Genomic DNA, 18,035 nt, shown 5'->3' on the forward strand with positions numbered 1-18,035 from the left:
TTCATTGGAGCATGCTGTGACGCGGTGCTTCAGCCGTCCTGGTCTTCGAGATCCGGGTCGAGCCGATAGCCGACGCCATAGATCGAGCGGATCATGTCCTGCCCCGGGCGGACGACTTGCAGCTTGCGGCGCAGATTCTTGACATGGGTATCGACGGTGCGGTCCGTCACGACACGGTGATCGTCGTAGAGCTGGCGCAACAGATGATCGCGCCGGTAGATCCGGCCCGGCGTGGACTGCAGCAGCGCGAGCAGTCGCAGTTCGATCGGCGTGAGCTGCAGGTCCTTGTCGTCGAGCCGCGCGACGTGCCGTTCGACATCGACCACGAGCGGTGGCTGCGGCGCGATTTCCGGCTGCGGCGTCGCGGCCGGTTTGCCGGCGCGCCGCAGGATGGCCTTCACGCGCGCGACCACTTCGCGCGGGCTGAAGGGCTTGCAGACGTAGTCGTCCGCGCCGAGTTCGAGGCCCAACAGACGATCGATCTCGTCGACACGCGCGGTCAGGATGACCACCGGTATCGTCGAAAACGTGCGCAATTCGCGGCATATTTCGAATCCACCGCGTCCCGGCAGCATCAGGTCGAGCAGAATCAGCGCGGGCGGATGGGCGTGCACGAAGGGAATCACCTGCAGGCCGTCGGCGAGCGTGGTGGTTTGATAACCCTCCGCCCGCAGATAGTCCGCAAGCAGCGCGGCGAGCTTCGGTTCATCCTCGACGATCAGGATCGGAATGGTAGGGAGCGTGTCAGTCATGGTGAGAGGATTGAAGCGGAAAGCGCAGCTTGATCCAAAGACCGCCGAGCGGCGAACGCGCGGCCTCGATGGTCCCGTCGTGGGCTTCGACGATATGGCGGCATAACGCGAGTCCCAGACCCGCACCGCCGCTTTGCCGGCTGCGCGAGATGTCGACGCGGAACAGGCGCTCGAACAGATGCGGCAACAAGGGTTCGGGCACGCCTGGGTAAGAGTCCTGAACGTCGATATGCAATCGTTGCGCGTGCATCGATACGCTGACGCATACCTTGCCGCCGGGATCGGTGTAGCGCAGGGCGTTTTCCAGCAGATTCTTCAGCAGTTGCGTGAGGCGGTAGGGGTCGGCCACGATCACCGCCGGCCGCTCGGCGATGGCGGTTTCAAGCGCGATATGCCGCGTATTGAGCCGTTCCTCGAAGGCGTCGGCGGCGGCTTCGACGATGCCCGCCGCGTCCACCGGCACCTTTTCGAACGACAACGCGCCGATATCGGCAAGGGACAGCTCGTACAGGTCGTCGATCAACTGGCTCAGCATCGTCACCTCCGTCTGCAACGACGTCAGCGAGGCGCGATCGAGATGGCGCACGCCGTCCTCGATCGCTTCGAGTTCGCCCCGTAGCACGGCCAACGGTGTGCGCAATTCGTGCGAGATATCGGCGATGAAGTTGCGGCGCGAGCGTTCCGCTTGTTCCAGCGATACGGCTAGCTGGTTGAAGTCCTTCGCCAACTGGTTGAATTCGTCGCGGCTGCCTTCCGGAACGCGGGTCGCGTAGTCGCCGCTGGCGAGGCGGTGGGTGGCGTCTGCGAGGCGGCGGATCGGCGCGAGGAAGATTCTTGCCAGCACCATGGCCACCACGGCGGCCAGCACCGCGGCCAATGCGACGATGATCCAGGTGGCGCGCAATTGCCGGACCTGGAAGCGGCGGTCGGCCGTATAAAACATGTTCTCGGGCGAGGCAACCGACAGCCAGCCCACCACCTGTCCTGCCACCTTCAACGGCTCGAGCGATGTCTCGGGCGGGGGCAATGGCCCGTTACTCACGACGGCATGCTTGTGCACGTCATAGAGCGCGCAGGGCGGAAGCGGTCCGAAGCCGCCGTGGCCCGCCTGATCCGGCGAATCGGGCGGCGGACCGTCGGGTGGCGGCATGTCCGAGCCGGGACCGCCGGGCCCTCCCGGACCACCAGGACCACCCGGACCACCCGGACCGTCAGGACGGTTCTCCGCTCCCCACGGGCCACGCTGCGACGAGCCGATGTGCGCATTTTCGACGAATGTCCGCCATGCATTGCGGTCGTTACGCAGGAAGTTCCAACTGCCGTGCTGTGCGTAGGCGCCTTCGAGAGCCTTCTCCAACTGGATCGCACTGCTGGTGTTGCGCTCGCCGAGGTAGTCGAAAAAGCCGTTTTCGAAGCTCACGCGCATGGCCGCACCCATCGTCACCGCAATCGCGACGCACGAGGTGGAGATAGCCAGAAACAGCTTGGACGTGATGCCTAATTTCATGTGGATTCCCTGCGGCCACTTCTTCGAATGACCGCCTGCCCAGGGTCAGTGCCCGCCAATGCCGCGACGCTGCCGCAGCGGATGCACCCATCGGAAGCGGCGTATGGTGCCTGATTTTCGCACCCGCGTGCACCCGCCAATTCGTGTGGCGAGCGTTCTTCACAGTTTCTCCTTGGTTTCCCCATTATGGATGCGCATTTCCTCCCTACTATCGGCCCTGATGGTCCCGGTGGCCGTTTTGACTGCAACGCCCAACTGCAAGGTTGAAGCAGGGTCGAACCGGGTTAATTTTCACGGCAGTGTAGAGGGTTTCGAACGTGATGAACATGCGGCTTCTTGTGGTCGAGCCAGATCAGGCGGTACGTGATGAACTGCGTGCCCATTTTCACAGTGAGCACGTCGAAATGTCCGTGCTGTACAGCGCGAGCTTCCTGGTTCGGCGGGTCGAGCAGGAAATGCCCTCTGCGATCGTGATGCGGGCCGACTTGCCGCCCTCCGAGGCGCACAAGGCGATCCGGAATCTGCGCGCCGCCGGCCATGATCTGCCCGTCATCATGATCAGCAAGTCTGCCGACGTGATCGACAAGATCATTGCCCTCGAACTAGGGGCGGACGATTACCTGGTGGAACCCTTCGATCCCCGCGAACTGTCGGCGCGGCTCCGTTGCGTGATGCGGCGCCGCACCTCGGTGGTGTATGCGGCGCCGGAAATCCGCGATCGCTATTCGTTCGGCGACTGGCAGATCGACTTTGCGACCCGGCGCCTGATCAGGGACGACGAAGACGTCGGCCTGCGTTCGAGCGAATTCGCCTTGCTTAAAATCTTCGCGGTCAATCCGTTGAAGATCATGTCGCGCTCGAGCATCATCGCCTTGCTTGGGATGCGCGATACCGGTCAGACGGAGCGCGGTCTGGATGTATTGGTGTTTCGTCTGCGCGCGGTGATCGAGCCGGACGTTGGGAGTCCGCAATATATTCAGACCGTGCGTGGCCGCGGTTATATTTTTGTGCCCTGCGGCGAGGTGAGTGAAGCAGCCGACGCGCGCGAAACGCGCTCGCGCCGCGCCAAGCTCCAGCGCGTGCAGGCCGGCGCGGACCATGTGCAGATGAGTTAGTCGCGGGGAACACGCTCGTGGGATGGCAGGGCTGCCATGCGCGGAGGGGCATTCCCCGCGCGGGCAGCCCCGCTAGCCGTTATCCTTCGGCGTGTTCAATCGATACCGTGAAACACCGCGTCGTCCGGGCCGAGGTAAGCCGGCGGACGCCATGCCGCATCGCGCATGGAATGCTGCACCAGTTTCTCGACGCCGAGCAGCACCGCGAAAATCGCCATCCGCACCGGGATGCCGTTGTCGGTCTGACGGAAGATGGCGAGACGCGAATCGTGATTCAGGTCGACGCTCAGGTCGTTGGCGCCCGGGCGGCTGTCGCGCGGCAGCGGGTGCATGATCAGCGTATCGAGTCCGCAGACGCTGTCGACCAGCGCCTGGTTGATCTGGAAGTCCGGCGTGTAGCCTTCGAACGACTCGTCGGCAAAACGCTCTTTCTGGATGCGGGTGGCGTACACCACGTCGGCGCCGCGCAAGCCCGCGTTCAGGTCGTGGGTCTGTTCGACTACGTGATCGTTGCGCGAGATCTGTTCGACGATGTAGCTGGGCATTTCCAGCGAAGGCGGCGAGATCAGCGTGAACTTGATGCCGCGATACAGCGCCAGCAGCTTGACAAGCGAGTGCACCGTGCGCCCGTATTTGAGGTCGCCGACCAGCGCGATATGCGCACCGTCGACAATCTTGCCGAGGCGCGAGAATTCGCGCTGGATCGTGTACAGATCCAGCAGCGCCTGGCTCGGATGCTCGCCGGGGCCGTCGCCGCCGTTGATCACCGGCACGTTGGTGGCGCGCGCGAATTCAGCCACCGAACCTTGCTCCGGGTGGCGGATCACCAGCGCGTCGACGTAACCGCTCATCACGCGGCTGGTGTCGTAGATCGACTCGCCCTTCGCCATCGAGGAAAACGTGAAACCCGTGGTGTCGCACACGGAACCGCCGAGCCGGCAGAACGCCGCGCCGAAACTCACGCGCGTGCGGGTGCTGGCTTCGAAGAACAGGTTGCCGAGCACCGCGCCTTCGAGCACCCGGGAGATTTTGCGGCGCCGCGCGATGGGCTGCATGATGTCGGCGACGCGGAAGAGGGCTTCGACGGAGTCGCGCGAGAACTGATCCACGGAGAGCAGTTGCGGCTTGCCCTCGAACAGCATCTGGCTGGCGAGCGATTGTGAGTCTACGCTTTGCGTATATTTTTCGCCAGGCTTGCCGTGTACGACGATTTCCGACACGAAACGCTCGACAATCTCCGGCATGGCCCGCGATTCGGCCGAATCGTCCGGCAGCAGCCAGGTGTCCAACGCCCGGCGCGATACGCCGATGCGGCTCGCGAAGGTATCGCGGGTCATATTCAGGCGGCGCATGGCGTCGCGGAGGAAGGCTTGTTGCGGGACGCTCATGCAGGTCACCTCGGTCAGGTTAATGTACGCGGTGCGTATATTAGTTCGGCGGTGGAAGAAGTCAAGCAATTTTGGCAAATCCCGCCAAGGCCGGTTACACTGCCGGGCATGGAAACCGGCCACCTGCTCCGCTCAACCGCATCCCGCCTCGCGCTCGCGAGCGTGGTGTGTGCCTGCGCGGCCGCCAGCGCCAAAGCCAAAAAACAGCTGCTCATCTGACCGGAGCCTGCTGTTCCGTCAGATGTGCGACGGAACAGTCACCCAGGGCCCGCGTTTTCTTCCCGCTTTTGACCTCTCCCTCGCAACGCTGAACGGAATCGATACGGTCGCGTTCGAGGTTTAGTCATGTCTATCTTTTCGGGTATCTGGGTTCCTGTTGTCACGCCGTTCGCCGACGGCGCCGTCGATCACGTCGCGCTGCGCCGGCTGGTGCGTTTCTATGCCGATGCGGGCGTCGCGGGTCTGGTCGCGCTCGGCACCACCGGCGAGCCGGCGGCGCTCGAGGCCGCCGAGCAGGACGCGGTGCTGGCGACCGTCCTGGCCGAAGCCGGCGCGTTGCCGGTGTTGGCGGGTGTGGCGGGCAACCAGACCGCGCATCTGCGCGAGCGTATGGCGCAGTTGAACGAGTTGCCGGTGGCCGGTGTGCTGATCTCGGCGCCGTATTACATCCGGCCTTCGCAGGCGGGACTGATCGAGCACTTCACCGCGCTGGCCGATCTCAGCGTCAAGCCGGTCGTGCTGTACGACATTCCGTATCGCACCGGCGTGCGTCTCGAACTCGCAACGCTGCTGACGCTGGCGGCGCATCCGCGAATTCAGGCGGTCAAGGACTGCGCCGGTTCGCTCGACACCACGCTGGCGCTGATCCTCGACGGCCGCCTGCAGGTGCTGGCCGGCGACGACATCCATCTGTTCAATACGCTGTGCCTGGGCGGCAGCGGTGCGATTGCGGCGTCGGCGCACGTGCATCCGGAGCGCTTCGTGGCGCTGTACCGTGCGCTGACGGAAGGCCGCCTCGAAGAAGGCCGGGGGATTTTTCATGGGCTTGCGCCGTTGATCGGGGCATTGTGTTCGGAACCCAATCCCGGCCCGGTGAAGGCGGCGCTCGCAAGCCAGGGGTTGATCCGCGACGAACTGCGTGCGCCGATGACGCGGGCGACGGACGCGCTGCGCGAGCGTCTGCGCGAACTGGTGGCGGCTTGAGGGCAAGCGCGTGGATGGGTTGGGTAATTGATTCGGTATCCTGTGAAATGCGGAGGCCTCTCGCTCATTAGGCTTCCGAATTTGAGATGATCTCCGGCGGGACAGAGGGATAATTTGCGCCCTTCTTTCCTCTCACGTCGGCGCTTGTCCGACTCACGTTGCATGCCGGCTAGCACCTTCTTCGCTGCTGATGTCTTCCCTCCTTCGTCTGTGTGCCGGACTCGCCCGCGCCGTTGCGGGTCCGTCAAGCGCTGCGCGCCGCGGACGGGGAGCCGCTGATGGCTTCCATCCTCGGCGCCGGCAGCCGGCTCAGCAGCGGCGAGATCCGCTTCGTCACCCGGCGCACGGCGTTGAGCATCGCCATCGCGGCGGCGGTGGGCGCGGCGGCGCTGTCGCTCGCAGCGGGCGTCGCTATCGGCCTCTATCTGCCCACGCATCGTGCGGCGGGTCTGGGCAGCGAGGCCGTGAGCCGTGTCGCGCACAACTATGCGATCGATCAGCTCGGCAAGCTCGATGCGTCAGTGGCGCAGATCGAGCCGCGGATCGAGCGCTTGACGAACGAAGTCGGCGCCTTGCGCGATTTCGAAGCCCGCTTGAACACGCCGAAAGCGCCGCCACGCGCGCCTGCCAACCCGGCGGATCAGGACACTTCCGACGCCGACGGCGAAGGCGGCCCGTCGCTGCCGCCGCGGCGCTGTGTCGAAGTGGCGACGCAGTCCTCGCGCGACGATGCCGCTACCACTCGCCAGCAACTCGAGTGCATGAGCGCGACACTCGCCGCGCTCGAACATGCAACCGACCTCCACCAGGTCGCGTTCAACGCGTTTCCGGGGCGCATGCCGGCCGACGGCGCGCGCTTCGGCTCGCCGTTCGGCAACCGCGTCGATCCGTTCACGGGCAGGCTCAGTTTCCATCCGGGCGTCGATCTGGTCGCGCAAAGCGGTACGCCGATTCTCGCCGCAGCCGGTGGCCGCGTGATCTTCGCGGGGCCGAAGGGCGGCTACGGCAACGCGGTCGAGATCGATCATGGCAACGGCCTTATCACGCGCTACGGTCACGCCTCGCGCATCCTCGTGCATGAAGGCGATCTGGTGCTGCCGCGCCAGCATGTCGCCGATATCGGCACCACCGGCCGCTCGACCGGACCGCATCTGCACTTCGAAGTGCTGGTGAACGGCGCCCCGGTCGATCCGACCGGCTACCTTGCGCTGTTCGGCGCCCATCCTCATGGTTGATCTTCGTTCGACCCGCGCGGCGGGCAGTCTGACGCAGCGCGTCTACGCGTTGCAGCCGGTGCGTCCGCGTGCCGTGCGCGTCGCGCTCTGGGTTGTCGTCTGCGCATGCAGCGTGGCCGTGGGCGCCGCGGCGATGAGCGGCTACGCGACCCGGCGCGCTGCGTTGCCGGCCGCATGCGCGAGCACGCCGGTCTCGCCGGACGGCGTGCAAGCCGAACTCGAGCGCACCCGGCTTGCGCTCGCGCAGGAGTCGACGGCGCGCGCGGCCGTCCAGAAGGCCGCCGACGCCTCAGCCGCCGAAGCGGCGCGTCTGAATACCGAATTGCTGTTTCTGCGCGGCCAGAGCCAGAAGCACCGTTGACCGTGCCATTTGACGCACGGTTGAACCGGCAAGCCGGCGCGTCGCCCGGTCACGCATGCCGCGACGAATCGTTCCACTCATCAGTTAGAGACCCGTTATGTTTAGCAAGAAGAAAGCCACGAGCATCCAGCACACCAAGCTCGCCACCCTGATCGCCCACGACGTGCGCATTACCGGCGACCTCGAATTCAGCGAAGGCCTGCGCATGGACGGCCACGTGCATGGCAATGTCAGCGGCAAGGCGGGCACGCAGACATTGCTCGTGCTGAGCGACCGCGGCTCGATCGAGGGCAACGTGCATGGCTACGACGTGGTGGTGAACGGCAAGATCGTCGGCGACGTGATTGCCGATCATTTCGTCGAGCTGCAGCCCAACGCGCATGTGACCGGCAACATCCAGTACCAGCAACTGCGCATGGATTGCGGCGCGTCGGTGGACGGCAAGCTGACGCGGCGCGACCCGGCGCTTGCGCCTGTTATGGTCGGCGGTGCGGCGGTCGATTCCGAACCGCAGCCGGTTTGAGCGCCCGAGTCCCTTCGCTTTAGCTCGCCCGCTGCATGGGAACGCTCCGCTCGTGCAAGTCGGCCAGATCGGGTAAATCAGGCAACTCGCGCGACTCGCGCGGCGGATCGGAACGCAGCGCCGGATTGAGCGGATTGGGCCGCTGTGCGGCGCCCTTGTCGAGATTCGCGAGCATGCCTTGCTCGGCGATCAGATGCTGCAAGGCGAGCACGATCAGGCCGATGACCAGCAGCAGATCGCCCGCAAACACAACGGCATATACCGCCGACGTGGTCTGCGGGTTGCCGAGCAGGAGCGAGGCGTTGCCGCGATGCAGCAGCACCAGCGTCAACGGCACCGCGGCATTGAGGCTGGCAATCACACTGGCGATCGCCACCAGCATGCGCGCCGGTCCGAGATCGGGGCGGCGTCTGCGGCACACCTCGTAGAGCGTCAGCGCGCGGCACGGCAGGAAGAACAGGGTGAGGAGCGCGGCGCGATAGACCGGCGGCGCCTTCAACGCATGCGCAAGCGAAAACAACGCACAGAACAGCGCGGTGACGGCGAAGCCTTTGCGCAGCGAGGCGGATTCGCCGAACAGGACGCGCGTGCCGGTCCACACCAGAATCCGCGCCTGCAGGGCAAGGGTGGCCGTTGCGATCAGCAGCAGCGTGGACGGCCACACCGAATGCAGTCCGAAACACGCGGCCGCCGCGCTCATCATGAAGAATGACGCCGACCACAAGCGAAACGCCGCGACTCGCGCAAGGATGCGCGAGAGTGCCGCCGTCACGATGCCGCTACAGAGGAACGTCATCAGGCAAAGCGAATTGAACGTCGCTACATCGAATTTCATGAATTCTCCAGCGGGCGAAACCTGTGTGCTGCAACGCGTCGTTCGAAAGCGGTTTGCGCCGGACTCCGGCGGCCCGATCGAATCGGCGCTCCGCCTGCCGACCTGCTGCCCATACCGTCTACACCACGGCCATCCGTGCCTTCAGTAAAGCGCTGAAGGCATCCGCCGCCAGCGGTTTGCCGAGCAGAAAGCCCTGCATCTCGTCGCACATCATGGCTTTGAGCTTGCCCAGCTGCGAGGCGGTCTCGACGCCCTCGGCCACCACGTCCATGTCGAGCGAATGCGCAAGCGCGATGATCGCCGACACGATTGCCGTGCCTTCCGGACCTTGGTCGTCGAGACCGCTGGTAAAGAAGCGATCGATCTTCAACTGCTTGACGCGGAAGCGCTGCAGATAGGCGAGGCTCGAATAGCCGGTGCCGAAGTCGTCGATGGCGATCTCAAAGCCGCTCGTCTGAAATTCGCGGATCATCTCGATCGTGCGGGGCGCGTCCTGCATGGCGACGGTTTCGGTGATCTCGAACATGATCCGGTCGCAGTCCACCTGTTCGGCCTGCACGATCTCGAGCACGTTGGCGACGAGATTCGGCTGCGATAGCTGGCGCGGCGACAGGTTGATGGCGATCTTCATCGACGGTAGCCCGGCGTCGACCCAGCGGCGGATCTGCCGGCACGTCTCGCGGACCACCCAGTAGCCGATCTGCACGATCTGGCCGGAGCGTTCGGCAATCGGAATGAACTCCATCGGCGCCAGCACGCCGAGCAGCGGATGGTTCAGGCGGATCAACGCCTCGGCGCCCGCCAGTTCATTGCTGTCGCCGCGGAATTTAGGCTGGAAGTGCAGGGTGAAATGGCCCGCGGCGAGCGCTTCGTGCAGCGCGTGCTGAATTTGCAGCGTGCGTGTGGCCGCTTCGTTCATGCTCGCCTCGAAGAAGCGATAGGTGCTGCGTCCCGCGCGCTTGGCTTCGTACATGGCGGCATCCGCGTGCTTGAGCAGGGTGTCGACCGTGTCGCCGTCCTGTGGAAACAGCGCAATGCCGATGCTCGGCATGACCTGCAACGGCTCGCTGTCGCTCCATACCCCTTCGCGCATCCGTTCGAGCACGCCTTCGGCGATCATCCCGGCGTCTTGCTGCGCGAGCAGATTTTCCGACAGCACCACGAATTCGTCGCCGCCGAGCCGCGCCACCGTGTCGGTAGCGCGAACGCAGGCCTGCAGGCGTTGTCCGAAGGCGGCGAGCACCTGGTCGCCGGCCGAATGACCGAGCGAGTCGTTGATAGTCTTGAAGCCGTCCAGATCCATGAACAGGATCGCGAATATGTTGTGACGGCGGCGCGCCAGTTCGATGGCGGTTTCGATCCGCTCAGTGAGCGTCGCGCGGTTCGGCAGGCCGGTCAGCGTGTCGAGTGTGGCGAGGCGCACGATCTGGCCGTTCAGGTTCGAGACGGCGCTCACCAGAAAGGTTGTGCGCGCATCGAAGCGCGACAGCATCAGCGTGACGATCAGGATCGAGAAGGTGAAGAGGGTCACCGCCGTGGCGAGCCACTCGGTGTTGACACCCTTGGCGGCGCCGCAAATAGCGCCGACGGGAAAATCCGCCGCCATCATGCCGGCATAGTGCATGCCGCTGATCGCCACGGCCATGACCAGCGCTGCGCCGAAGCGCGTCCACTTGACGTTGCGCTCGGCGTCGTCGCGCAGCCTGCGGGCAATCAGCAGCGCGGCCATCGAGGCGGCGACCGCAATCGCAAGCGACGCGGCAAACCACGCCGGCCGGTACTGGATACCGGGTTGCATGCGCATGGCCGCCATCCCGGTGTAGTGCATCCCCGCAATGCCGATTCCCATCAGCACGCTGCCGCTCACCAGGTGAACCGGCGTGAGCCGCGCACGTGTGGTGACGAGCAACGCAAAATACGACACCACCACCGCGATGGCGAGCGAGTCGCCCGTCAGCGCGAAGTCGTAGCCGAGTGGAATGGGCAGCGACAGCGCCAGCATCGCGATGAAATGCATCGACCAGATGCCGACACCCATCGCGGCTGCGCCGCCGGCCAGCCACGCGTGCCGCAGTCGTGACGACGCCAGCAACGCGATGCGTCCGGTCAGGTCGAGGGCGGTGTACGACGCAAGCGCCGCGACGATGAACGACACCGCCACCAGCCAGAAGTTGTATGTGCCAAGCATGTTTAGTCCAGCCGTGTAAGGAGAGACGGCTCAACTGGTTATCGACCGATGGCAGGTTTTGTTTAATTAATTTGCGTGAAGCGGTGCTCGGTTTTGCGAGGAGGCCACGTGGCCGCTGCGATTTAACAATTCAACCCGTTTTTGACCGGTACCTTGCATAAACAAATAGACGCTGCTACTGTCTGGCCCAGACCAAATAGGCGTTCTAGCTCCATCTATCTATTGTGCATAGCAAGGTTCCTTGCTATGCACGGCACGTCCTGCGGACAACGATGAAGACGCAGTTGAAGAAAGGGGCGCTCGATATGTGCGTGTTGGCCGTTCTGGCGCGCAGGGACAGTTACGCCTATGAACTGGCGTCGACGCTTGCGACCGCGATGGACATGGGCGAAGGCACGATCTATCCGTTGATGCGCCGTCTGCAGGCCGAGTCGTGCGTGTCGACCTATGTCGTCGAATCGACTTCGGGGCCGCCGCGTAAGTACTACTCATTGACCGGCATCGGCCGTCGCCGATTGCTGGAAATGCAGGCGGAGTGGCGCAGTTTTGTCGACGAGGTCAACGGCGTGTTGCAGCATCAAATTGAGCAGTAGGCGGCGATCGGTGGAAGGCCCCGGGGGCATCGGGGTTCGGTCGTTTTCATTCAGTCAAAAAGTAAAAGCAAGCAGGCGATATGGCTCTCTTCCAGTGTCTTGATGTGCACGGGCGATGTGCGACGCGCCCAGGTTTCTGCCTCGGCTCGATGCTCCTTCTGTTGACGCTTGCCGGATGCGCAAAACATCAGGCCGGCGGTGCGGGCGATGCGGCATCGGCAACCGAAGTCGGTGTGCTGGTCATGGCGCCGCAAAAGATCGTCGAGCGCACCGAGTTGTCCGGACGCCTGTCCGCACTCAATGTCGCCGACGTGCGTCCGCAGATTTCGGGCATCGTGCAAAAGCGGCTGTTTACCGAAGGTGCCGACGTCGCGGCCGGGCAGCCGCTTTACCAGATCGATCCGGCGGTCTACCAGGCCACCTACGATCAGGCCCGCGGCGTGCTGGCGAAGGCTGAAGCGGTGTTGTCGGACGCGAAGGCGAAGTCGAGCCGCTATGCGGAGCTGGTCAAGATCAACGCGGTGAGCAAGCAGGACTACGACGACGCCGTGGCCGCCGTGAACGAAGATCAGGCCGACGTGCTGGCCGATCATGCCTCGCTCGAGTCGGCGCGTATCAATCTGGGCTATACGCGCATCACGAGTCCGATCTCCGGGCAGATCGGCGTGTCGAGCGTGACGGCCGGCGCGCTCGTCACGGCGGAACAAACCACCGCGCTTGCGACGGTCCAGTCGATTGACCGCATGTATCTCGACGTGACCCGTCCCAGCATCGATTGGTTAAGACTCCGAAAGGCATTCAATGCGGGTCATCTGAAGCGGGTGGGCGCGCAGGGCGCGGCCGTGCATATCGTGATGGAAGACGGCTCCGATTACGCGCAGCCGGGCACGCTGGCCTTCTCGGACATCACCGTCGATCAGACCACCGGATCGGTCACGCTGCGCGTGGTGGTGCCCAATCCCGAGCACGAGCTGCTGCCTGGGATGTTCGTGCGGGCCGATCTGGAAGAGGGGGCCGACGACCAGGCCATGCTGGTTCCGCAACTGGCCGTCACCCGTACGCCGGACGGTCAGGCAACGGTCTGGCTGGCCGGCGCCGACGGTAAGGCGCACGCGGCGACCGTCAAGGCCGAGACGGCCTACGGCGACCGCTGGATCGTTTCGCAGGGCCTGAAGATCGGCGATCGCGTGGTGATCAGCGGCGCCAGCCAGCTTCAGGATGGAGCACCGGTCACGGTGACCGACACGCATGCCTCCAACGCGCCCGCGGCTAGCGGTGCAGCAGTACACGGTTAACCGGGGAAGAAATGGCACGTTTTTTCATCGATAGGCCGGTACTGGCCTGGGTCATCGCGTTCGTCATCATGATCGCCGGCGTGCTGGCCGTGCGTTCGATGCCGATCGAGCAATACCCGTCGGTCGCGCCGCCCGTCATCCAGATTGTCGCGACCTACCCGGGGGCTTCGGCCGACACCGTGGCCGCCAACGTCACGCAGGTGATCGAGCAGAGCCTCAGCGGCATCGATCATCTGCTCTATATGTCGTCGACCAGCAGCAATGCCGGCCAGGCCACCATCACGCTGACGCTCGAACCAGGGGCCAACGCCGACATCGCGCAGATGCAGGTGCAAAACAAGGTGAGCCAGGTGTCCGCCTTGCTGCCGCTGGTGGTCGAGCAACAGGGCATCAACGTTTCGAAAGCGAGCAGCAGCTTTCTGATGGTGGTGTCGCTGTCGTCGCGTAGCGGGCGGCTGAACTCGATCGAACTCGGCAATCTGCTGGCGAGCCAGCTTCAGGACCCCATCACCGAAATCAACGGCGTCGGCGGCGTTAACCTGTTTTCGCCGCAGCACGCGATGCGCATCTGGTTGAACCCGCTCAAGCTGCATAGCTTCGGCTTGACGGCGAGCGACGTGACGACCGCGATCGCCAACCAGAACGTCGAGACCTCGGTCGGTGAACTGGGCGGGTCGCCGGCCACCGCATCCCAGGCGATCAACGCCACCATCACCGCCTCTAGCCTGATGCGCAACGCGGAGCAGTTCGGCGACATTCTGCTGCGCGTGAACAGCAACGGTTCCAAGGTACGGCTGAAGGACGTCGCACGCGTCGAGGTGGGCGGCGATACCTACGACATCGTGTCGCGCATGGGCGGCAGGCCGGCAGCAGCCCTCGCGATCGAGCTGGCCACCGGCGCCAACGCGATGGCCGTGGCGACCGCCGTGCGTGCACGCGTCGACGAGCTGAAAGCGCAGCTACCCGCCGACGTCGAAGTCGACTACCCGTTCGACACGACGCCGTTCGTGAAAATTTCGATCGTCGATGTCATGAAGACGCTGATCGAATCGGTGGTTCTCGTGTTCCTCGTCATGCTGGTTTTTCTGCGCAGCGTGCGCACGACGCTGATTCCGGCCGTGGTGATCCCGATTGCGCTGCTCGGCACCTGCATCGTGCTATGGGTGGCCGGCATGTCGCTCAACGTACTGTCGATGTTCGCCGTCGTGCTGGCGATCGGCCTGCTGGTCGACGACGCGATCGTGGTGGTCGAGAACGTCGACCGGATGATGCGGGAAGAAGGATTGAGTCCGCGCGACGCCACCCGCAAGGCGATGAAGCAGATCACCGGCGCACTGGTGGGCATCACGACCGTGCTGACCGCGGTGTTTATCCCCATGGCCTTCTTCTCCGGGTCGACCGGCGGCATTTACCGTCAGTTCTCCGTGACGATTGTGGCGGCGATGGTGTTGTCGTTGCTGCTGGCGCTCACCTTGACGCCCGCCCTGTGCGCCACCGTGCTCAAACCGGCCCGTAACGACGATGCGGCCCATACCGGACGTGTGGCCCGCTTCATCGAGCACGGCATCGAGCGTTATCGCGGCTGGCTGGCGGCGTTTCTTGCGCGCCCGGTGCGCTTCGTGGTGCTTTTCGGTGTGATCGTCGTGGCGCTCGCCTGGCTGATGAGTGGGCTGCCCACCTCGTATCTGCCCGACGAGGATCAAGGCGTGGTGGTGGTGCTGGTGTCGACGCCGGTCGGCACGCCGATGTCCGTGACGGACCGGACGGTCAAGCTGGCTGAGGACTACTTCATGCATCATGAGCCGGGCACGGACAAGGTGTTGGCGATCGACGGCTTCAGCTTCAATGGACAAGGCCAGAACAATGCGATCCTGTTTGTCAGCCTGAAGGACTGGAGTCAGCGCAGCGGCGCCGATCAGCAGGCGAGCGCCATCCTGAACCGCGCGAACGCGCATTTCGCTTCGTTGCGCGACGCGCAGGTGTTTGCCGTGAACCTGCCGGCTATCCCGAGTCTGGGCAACCAGAGCGGTCTCGATTTCGAGGTCGAGGATCGCGCGGGGTTGGGACACGAGCGGCTATTGCAAGCGCGCAATATGCTGATGGGACTCGCCGCGAAAAATGCCACGCTTGCGCAGACGCATCCGGCCGGACTGGACGACACGCCGCAATTCCATGTCGACATCGATCGCGAGAAGGCCAGCGCGCTCGGCCTGTCGATCGCGGATATCAACAACACGCTCGAGATCGCTTTCGGCTCGGCCTACGTGAACAACTACGTCGACACGGGGCGAATCCAGCGTGTGTTCGTGCAGGCCGACGCACCGTACCGGATGATGCCGGACGATATCGGCCAATGGTACGTGCGAACGGTCGCGGGGGATGGGCTGGTGTCGACATCCGGTCCCGGCACGGTCAGCTATGACGGGCAGATGGTGCCGTTCTCCGCCTTCTCGACCACCCGCTGGACATTCGGCTCGCCGCAGATCGAGCGCTACAACCATATGCTGTCGATGGAAATGACCGCGCAGACAGGCCCGGGCGCGAGTACCGGCGACGCGATGAAGGCGATCGAAAAAATCGCCGCGCAACTGCCCAAAGGCTTCTCCGTGGAATGGACCGGCCAGTCCTACCAGGAGGTCTTATCCAACTCGCAGTCGCTGTATCTCTACGGCATCTCGATCGTGATTGTGTTCCTGTGCCTCGCCGGCCTCTATGAAAGCTGGAGCATGCCGTTCGCGGTGCTGCTGGTGGTGCCGCTGGGGGCTCTGGGGGCCGTGCTGGCCGTGACGCTGCGAGGCATGCCTAACGACATCTATTTCAAGGTGGGGCTGCTCACGACGATCGGTCTCGCCACCAAGAACGCGATTCTGATCATCGAGTTCGCCAAGGAGTTGCACGAGCAGGGGCGCGACCTGATGGATGCGGCGCTCGAAGCGGCGCGCTTGCGGGTCAAGCCGATCCTGATGACGTCGATCGCGTTCGTATTCGGCGTGCTGCCGCTCGTTTTCAGCGACGGCGCCGGTGCCGAGAGCCGGCGCGCGATCGGCACGGCAGTGGCGGGCGGCATGTTTGGCGCGACGGTGCTGGCGGTCTTTTACGTGCCGCTGTTTTTTATTCTGGTGCGCAAGCTATTCAAGGCGCGCAAGTTGCATTCCGATACGACTAACCCGGCGGAGTCCGAGCAATGAAGCGGCGTCTTCTTGGCAGCGTGTTATGCATCATCGGCCTGTGCTCCTGCACGCTGGAGCCTGACTACAAGCGCCCCGCCTTGCCGGTGGTGTCGGCCTGGTCCGATGCGGCGGGCGTAGCGGGCGCGTCGTCCGCCGCGGCCGCGGATGCGGCGAATCCTCCGGCGCCGCTCGCGGCCGACGTGGACTGGCGAACCTTTTTCCAGGATCCCACGTTGCAGCAACTGATCGGCCTTGCGCTCGACAACAATCGCGACCTGCGCGTGGCTGCGCTGAATGTGGCCCAATACGAAGCGCAATACCGCATCGCGCGGTCGGCACTCCTGCCGACCATCGACGCCACGGGCGCGGTGGACAACACACGCGCGCTCGGCCTCACATCGAAAGAAAGCAGCGTGACGCTGGGCGAGACGTCGTGGGAGCTCGATTTTTTCGGGCGTCTGCGCAGCCTCAAGCACCAGGCGCTCGAGCAATATCTGGCAACCGACGCTTCGCAAGCCAGCACGCGCATCAGCCTGATTGCGACCGTCGCGACCGATTATTTTCAATGGCTGGCCGATCAATCGCTGCTCGAGGTGGCGACGGCGACGGCCGAGGCCGACCGGCAGACGTATGAGGTCAATCTGAAAAGCGAGCAGATCGGCAATGCGTCGATGCAGGATGTGCGGCAGGCGGAATCGGAATATGCGAGCGTGCGTTCGAGCCTGATCGCCGACCGCCGCGCGGTGGCGCAGGACCTCAACAACCTGGTGGCGGTGATCGGCTGTCCTGTTCCCGACGGCCTGCTGAAGAGCGGTGCGCTCGACGCCGCACAACTGCCGCCGGTGAGCGCCGGTGTGCCCTCCGACCTGTTGACGCGGCGGCCCGACATCCTCGAGGCGGAACATACGTTGAAAGCCGCCAACGCGAACGTGGGGGCGGCCCGCGCGGCCTTTTTCCCCGCGATCCAGTTGACCGCTTCGGCGGGCACGGCGAGCACCGCGCTGTCCGGGTTGTTCAAGGCGGCGACCGGCGCGTGGACCTTCGCACCCACGGTGACGATGCCGATCTTCGACTATGGGAACAATCGAGCCGCGCTCGACGTCGCGAAGATCCAGACGCAGATCGACGTCGCCAATTACGAAAAGGCGATTCAGACGGCCTTCAAGGAAGTGGCGAACGCGCTTGCCGGACGCACGACGTATGTCGATCAGGTGGCGTCGGACCGCGAATACGTATCGGCGTCGACGCATTACGACGAGCTGGCGCAGGCGCGCTATCGAGCGGGGACCGACAGTTTCCTGGTCCTGCTCGATGCCGAACGCACGCTTTATACGGCGAGGCAGCAACTGGTCAACGACCGCTTCGCGGAACTGAGCAATCTGATTACGCTCTATAAGGCCCTGGGCGGCGGGTGGGCTAGTCCTGCCGCATAGGGGCAATCGCTTCGCTGCTGTCATTGGCCAATTCGAAGCCTTCGTCCAGCCAGCCGGCGATGCCGCCGATCATCAGCTTGACCGGCCGCCCCAATTGCGCGAGACGGATCGCGCCACGTGTCGCGCCGTTGCAATGCGGCCCGGCGCAATAGGTGACGAACAGTGTGTCGTCAGGGTAATCCACGAGCTTCGAAGCGACGATCTTGCCGTGCGGCAGATTGATCGCGCCGGGGATATGTCCTTGCAGATAGAGCGTGGGGCTGCGCACGTCGAGCAGCACGAAACCGGGCGTGCCGCTGGCGTACGCGGCGAACACGTCCGAGCAATCGGTTTCGAAGCGCAGCGAGGCCTCGAAGTGTGCGAGCGCGCTGGCGCTGTCCGCTGCGGCGAGGGTTGTGACGGCGTTGCTGGACGACATGGCCGGACTCCTGAATGAG

The 18,035-nt window shown here is 64.3% G+C and carries 15 protein-coding genes; 9 read left to right on the forward strand and 6 right to left on the reverse strand.

What is annotated here, in order from left to right; genetic code table 11:
* Nucleotides 1-29: 29 nt before the first annotated feature.
* Both BUS12_RS05045 and BUS12_RS05050 read right to left on the reverse strand, forming a co-directional pair.
* On the reverse strand, nt 30-752 hold the full coding sequence (locus BUS12_RS05045) for a response regulator (protein WP_074294527.1): 723 nt from the start codon (nt 750-752) through the stop codon (nt 30-32).
* Entirely contained in the window at nt 745-2,259 is a 1,515-nt protein-coding gene (locus BUS12_RS05050) for an ATP-binding protein (RefSeq protein WP_074294528.1), read from the reverse strand. The genes BUS12_RS05045 and BUS12_RS05050 overlap by 8 nt, the downstream gene beginning before the upstream one ends.
* Before the next feature lie 326 nt (nt 2,260-2,585).
* Between BUS12_RS05050 and BUS12_RS05055 the strand changes: the two genes are divergently transcribed.
* Nucleotides 2,586-3,374: a winged helix-turn-helix domain-containing protein gene (locus BUS12_RS05055; RefSeq protein ID WP_253190011.1), complete on the forward strand. Its 789-nt coding sequence runs from the start codon at nt 2,586-2,588 to the stop codon at nt 3,372-3,374.
* Nucleotides 3,375-3,469: 95 nt separating this feature from the next.
* Here the strand turns inward: BUS12_RS05055 and BUS12_RS05060 are convergent, their stop codons facing one another.
* Complete coding sequence (locus tag BUS12_RS05060; RefSeq protein ID WP_074294530.1) at nt 3,470-4,762, reverse strand: aspartate carbamoyltransferase; 1,293 nt, start codon at nt 4,760-4,762, stop codon at nt 3,470-3,472.
* 345 nt (nt 4,763-5,107) lie between these two features.
* On the opposite strand from BUS12_RS05060, the gene dapA reads away from it, so the two are divergent.
* The 4 genes from dapA to BUS12_RS05080 all read left to right on the forward strand — a co-directional run bounded on the left by dapA (nt 5,108) and on the right by BUS12_RS05080 (nt 8,084).
* A complete protein-coding gene (dapA, locus tag BUS12_RS05065) occupies nt 5,108-5,965 on the forward strand; it encodes a 4-hydroxy-tetrahydrodipicolinate synthase (protein WP_074294531.1) in 858 nt (285 codons plus the stop codon).
* A gap of 278 nt (nt 5,966-6,243) precedes the next feature.
* Nucleotides 6,244-7,200 (forward strand): M23 family metallopeptidase, encoded by a 957-nt coding sequence (locus tag BUS12_RS05070; RefSeq protein ID WP_074297112.1) that lies wholly within the window; start codon nt 6,244-6,246, stop codon nt 7,198-7,200.
* Nucleotides 7,193-7,561, forward strand: a complete 369-nt coding sequence (locus BUS12_RS05075) for a hypothetical protein (protein ID WP_074294532.1) — start codon at nt 7,193-7,195, stop codon at nt 7,559-7,561. Before BUS12_RS05070 ends, BUS12_RS05075 begins: the two co-directional genes overlap by 8 nt.
* Nucleotides 7,562-7,658: 97 nt before the next feature.
* On the forward strand, nt 7,659-8,084 hold the full coding sequence (locus BUS12_RS05080; RefSeq protein WP_074294533.1) for a bactofilin family protein: 426 nt from the start codon (nt 7,659-7,661) through the stop codon (nt 8,082-8,084).
* Nucleotides 8,085-8,103: 19 nt separating this feature from the next.
* On the opposite strand, the gene BUS12_RS05085 is transcribed toward BUS12_RS05080, so the two are convergent.
* Both BUS12_RS05085 and BUS12_RS05090 read right to left on the reverse strand, forming a co-directional pair.
* Nucleotides 8,104-8,919: a hypothetical protein gene (locus BUS12_RS05085; RefSeq protein WP_074294534.1), complete on the reverse strand. Its 816-nt coding sequence runs from the start codon at nt 8,917-8,919 to the stop codon at nt 8,104-8,106.
* Nucleotides 8,920-9,037: 118 nt separating this feature from the next.
* Nucleotides 9,038-11,107, reverse strand: coding sequence for a putative bifunctional diguanylate cyclase/phosphodiesterase (locus tag BUS12_RS05090; protein WP_074294535.1), 2,070 nt, complete (start codon nt 11,105-11,107; stop codon nt 9,038-9,040).
* A gap of 272 nt (nt 11,108-11,379) precedes the next feature.
* Here BUS12_RS05090 and BUS12_RS05095 point away from each other — a divergent pair, with 272 nt between their 5' ends.
* The 4 genes from BUS12_RS05095 (at nt 11,380) to BUS12_RS05110 (ending at nt 17,598) form a co-directional block, all read left to right on the forward strand.
* On the forward strand, nt 11,380-11,700 hold the full coding sequence (locus BUS12_RS05095) for a PadR family transcriptional regulator (protein ID WP_074294536.1): 321 nt from the start codon (nt 11,380-11,382) through the stop codon (nt 11,698-11,700).
* Nucleotides 11,701-11,849: 149 nt separating this feature from the next.
* Entirely contained in the window at nt 11,850-12,995 is a 1,146-nt protein-coding gene (locus BUS12_RS05100; RefSeq protein ID WP_253190012.1) for an efflux RND transporter periplasmic adaptor subunit, read from the forward strand.
* 11 nt (nt 12,996-13,006) lie between these two features.
* Nucleotides 13,007-16,183 (forward strand): efflux RND transporter permease subunit, encoded by a 3,177-nt coding sequence (locus BUS12_RS05105; RefSeq protein WP_074294537.1) that lies wholly within the window; start codon nt 13,007-13,009, stop codon nt 16,181-16,183.
* Nucleotides 16,180-17,598 carry an efflux transporter outer membrane subunit gene (locus tag BUS12_RS05110; RefSeq protein ID WP_074294538.1) on the forward strand — a complete coding sequence of 473 codons (1,419 nt, stop codon included), beginning with the start codon at nt 16,180-16,182 and terminating at the stop codon, nt 17,596-17,598. The genes BUS12_RS05105 and BUS12_RS05110 overlap by 4 nt, the downstream gene beginning before the upstream one ends.
* On the opposite strand, the gene BUS12_RS05115 is transcribed toward BUS12_RS05110, so the two are convergent.
* Complete coding sequence (locus BUS12_RS05115) at nt 17,582-18,016, reverse strand: rhodanese-like domain-containing protein (RefSeq protein ID WP_074294539.1); 435 nt, start codon at nt 18,014-18,016, stop codon at nt 17,582-17,584. The genes BUS12_RS05110 and BUS12_RS05115 overlap by 17 nt on opposite strands.
* Nucleotides 18,017-18,035: the final 19 nt, after the last annotated feature.

The sequence above is a fragment of the Paraburkholderia phenazinium genome (genome assembly GCF_900142845.1).
In the GTDB taxonomy this organism is placed as follows: Bacteria; Pseudomonadota; Gammaproteobacteria; order Burkholderiales; family Burkholderiaceae; genus Paraburkholderia; species Paraburkholderia phenazinium_A.

Excerpts from the sequence above, each read along its gene's own strand:
- BUS12_RS05060 (WP_074294530.1), bottom strand. The coding sequence starts at position 4,762 with ATGAGCGTCCCGCAACAAGCCTTCCTCCGCGACGCCATGCGCCGCCTG.
- dapA (WP_074294531.1), top strand. The coding sequence starts at position 5,108 with ATGTCTATCTTTTCGGGTATCTGGGTTCCTGTTGTCACGCCGTTCGCC.
- BUS12_RS05095 (WP_074294536.1), top strand. The coding sequence starts at position 11,380 with ATGAAGACGCAGTTGAAGAAAGGGGCGCTCGATATGTGCGTGTTGGCC.
- BUS12_RS05055 (WP_253190011.1), top strand. The coding sequence starts at position 2,586 with ATGCGGCTTCTTGTGGTCGAGCCAGATCAGGCGGTACGTGATGAACTG.
- BUS12_RS05080 (WP_074294533.1), top strand. The coding sequence starts at position 7,659 with ATGTTTAGCAAGAAGAAAGCCACGAGCATCCAGCACACCAAGCTCGCC.
- BUS12_RS05110 (WP_074294538.1), top strand. The coding sequence starts at position 16,180 with ATGAAGCGGCGTCTTCTTGGCAGCGTGTTATGCATCATCGGCCTGTGC.
- BUS12_RS05045 (WP_074294527.1), bottom strand. The coding sequence starts at position 752 with ATGACTGACACGCTCCCTACCATTCCGATCCTGATCGTCGAGGATGAA.
- BUS12_RS05105 (WP_074294537.1), top strand. The coding sequence starts at position 13,007 with ATGGCACGTTTTTTCATCGATAGGCCGGTACTGGCCTGGGTCATCGCG.
- BUS12_RS05090 (WP_074294535.1), bottom strand. The coding sequence starts at position 11,107 with ATGCTTGGCACATACAACTTCTGGCTGGTGGCGGTGTCGTTCATCGTC.
- BUS12_RS05085 (WP_074294534.1), bottom strand. The coding sequence starts at position 8,919 with ATGAAATTCGATGTAGCGACGTTCAATTCGCTTTGCCTGATGACGTTC.
- BUS12_RS05115 (WP_074294539.1), bottom strand. The coding sequence starts at position 18,016 with ATGTCGTCCAGCAACGCCGTCACAACCCTCGCCGCAGCGGACAGCGCC.
- BUS12_RS05050 (WP_074294528.1), bottom strand. The coding sequence starts at position 2,259 with ATGAAATTAGGCATCACGTCCAAGCTGTTTCTGGCTATCTCCACCTCG.
- BUS12_RS05100 (WP_253190012.1), top strand. The coding sequence starts at position 11,850 with ATGCTCCTTCTGTTGACGCTTGCCGGATGCGCAAAACATCAGGCCGGC.
- BUS12_RS05070 (WP_074297112.1), top strand. The coding sequence starts at position 6,244 with ATGGCTTCCATCCTCGGCGCCGGCAGCCGGCTCAGCAGCGGCGAGATC.
- BUS12_RS05075 (WP_074294532.1), top strand. The coding sequence starts at position 7,193 with ATGGTTGATCTTCGTTCGACCCGCGCGGCGGGCAGTCTGACGCAGCGC.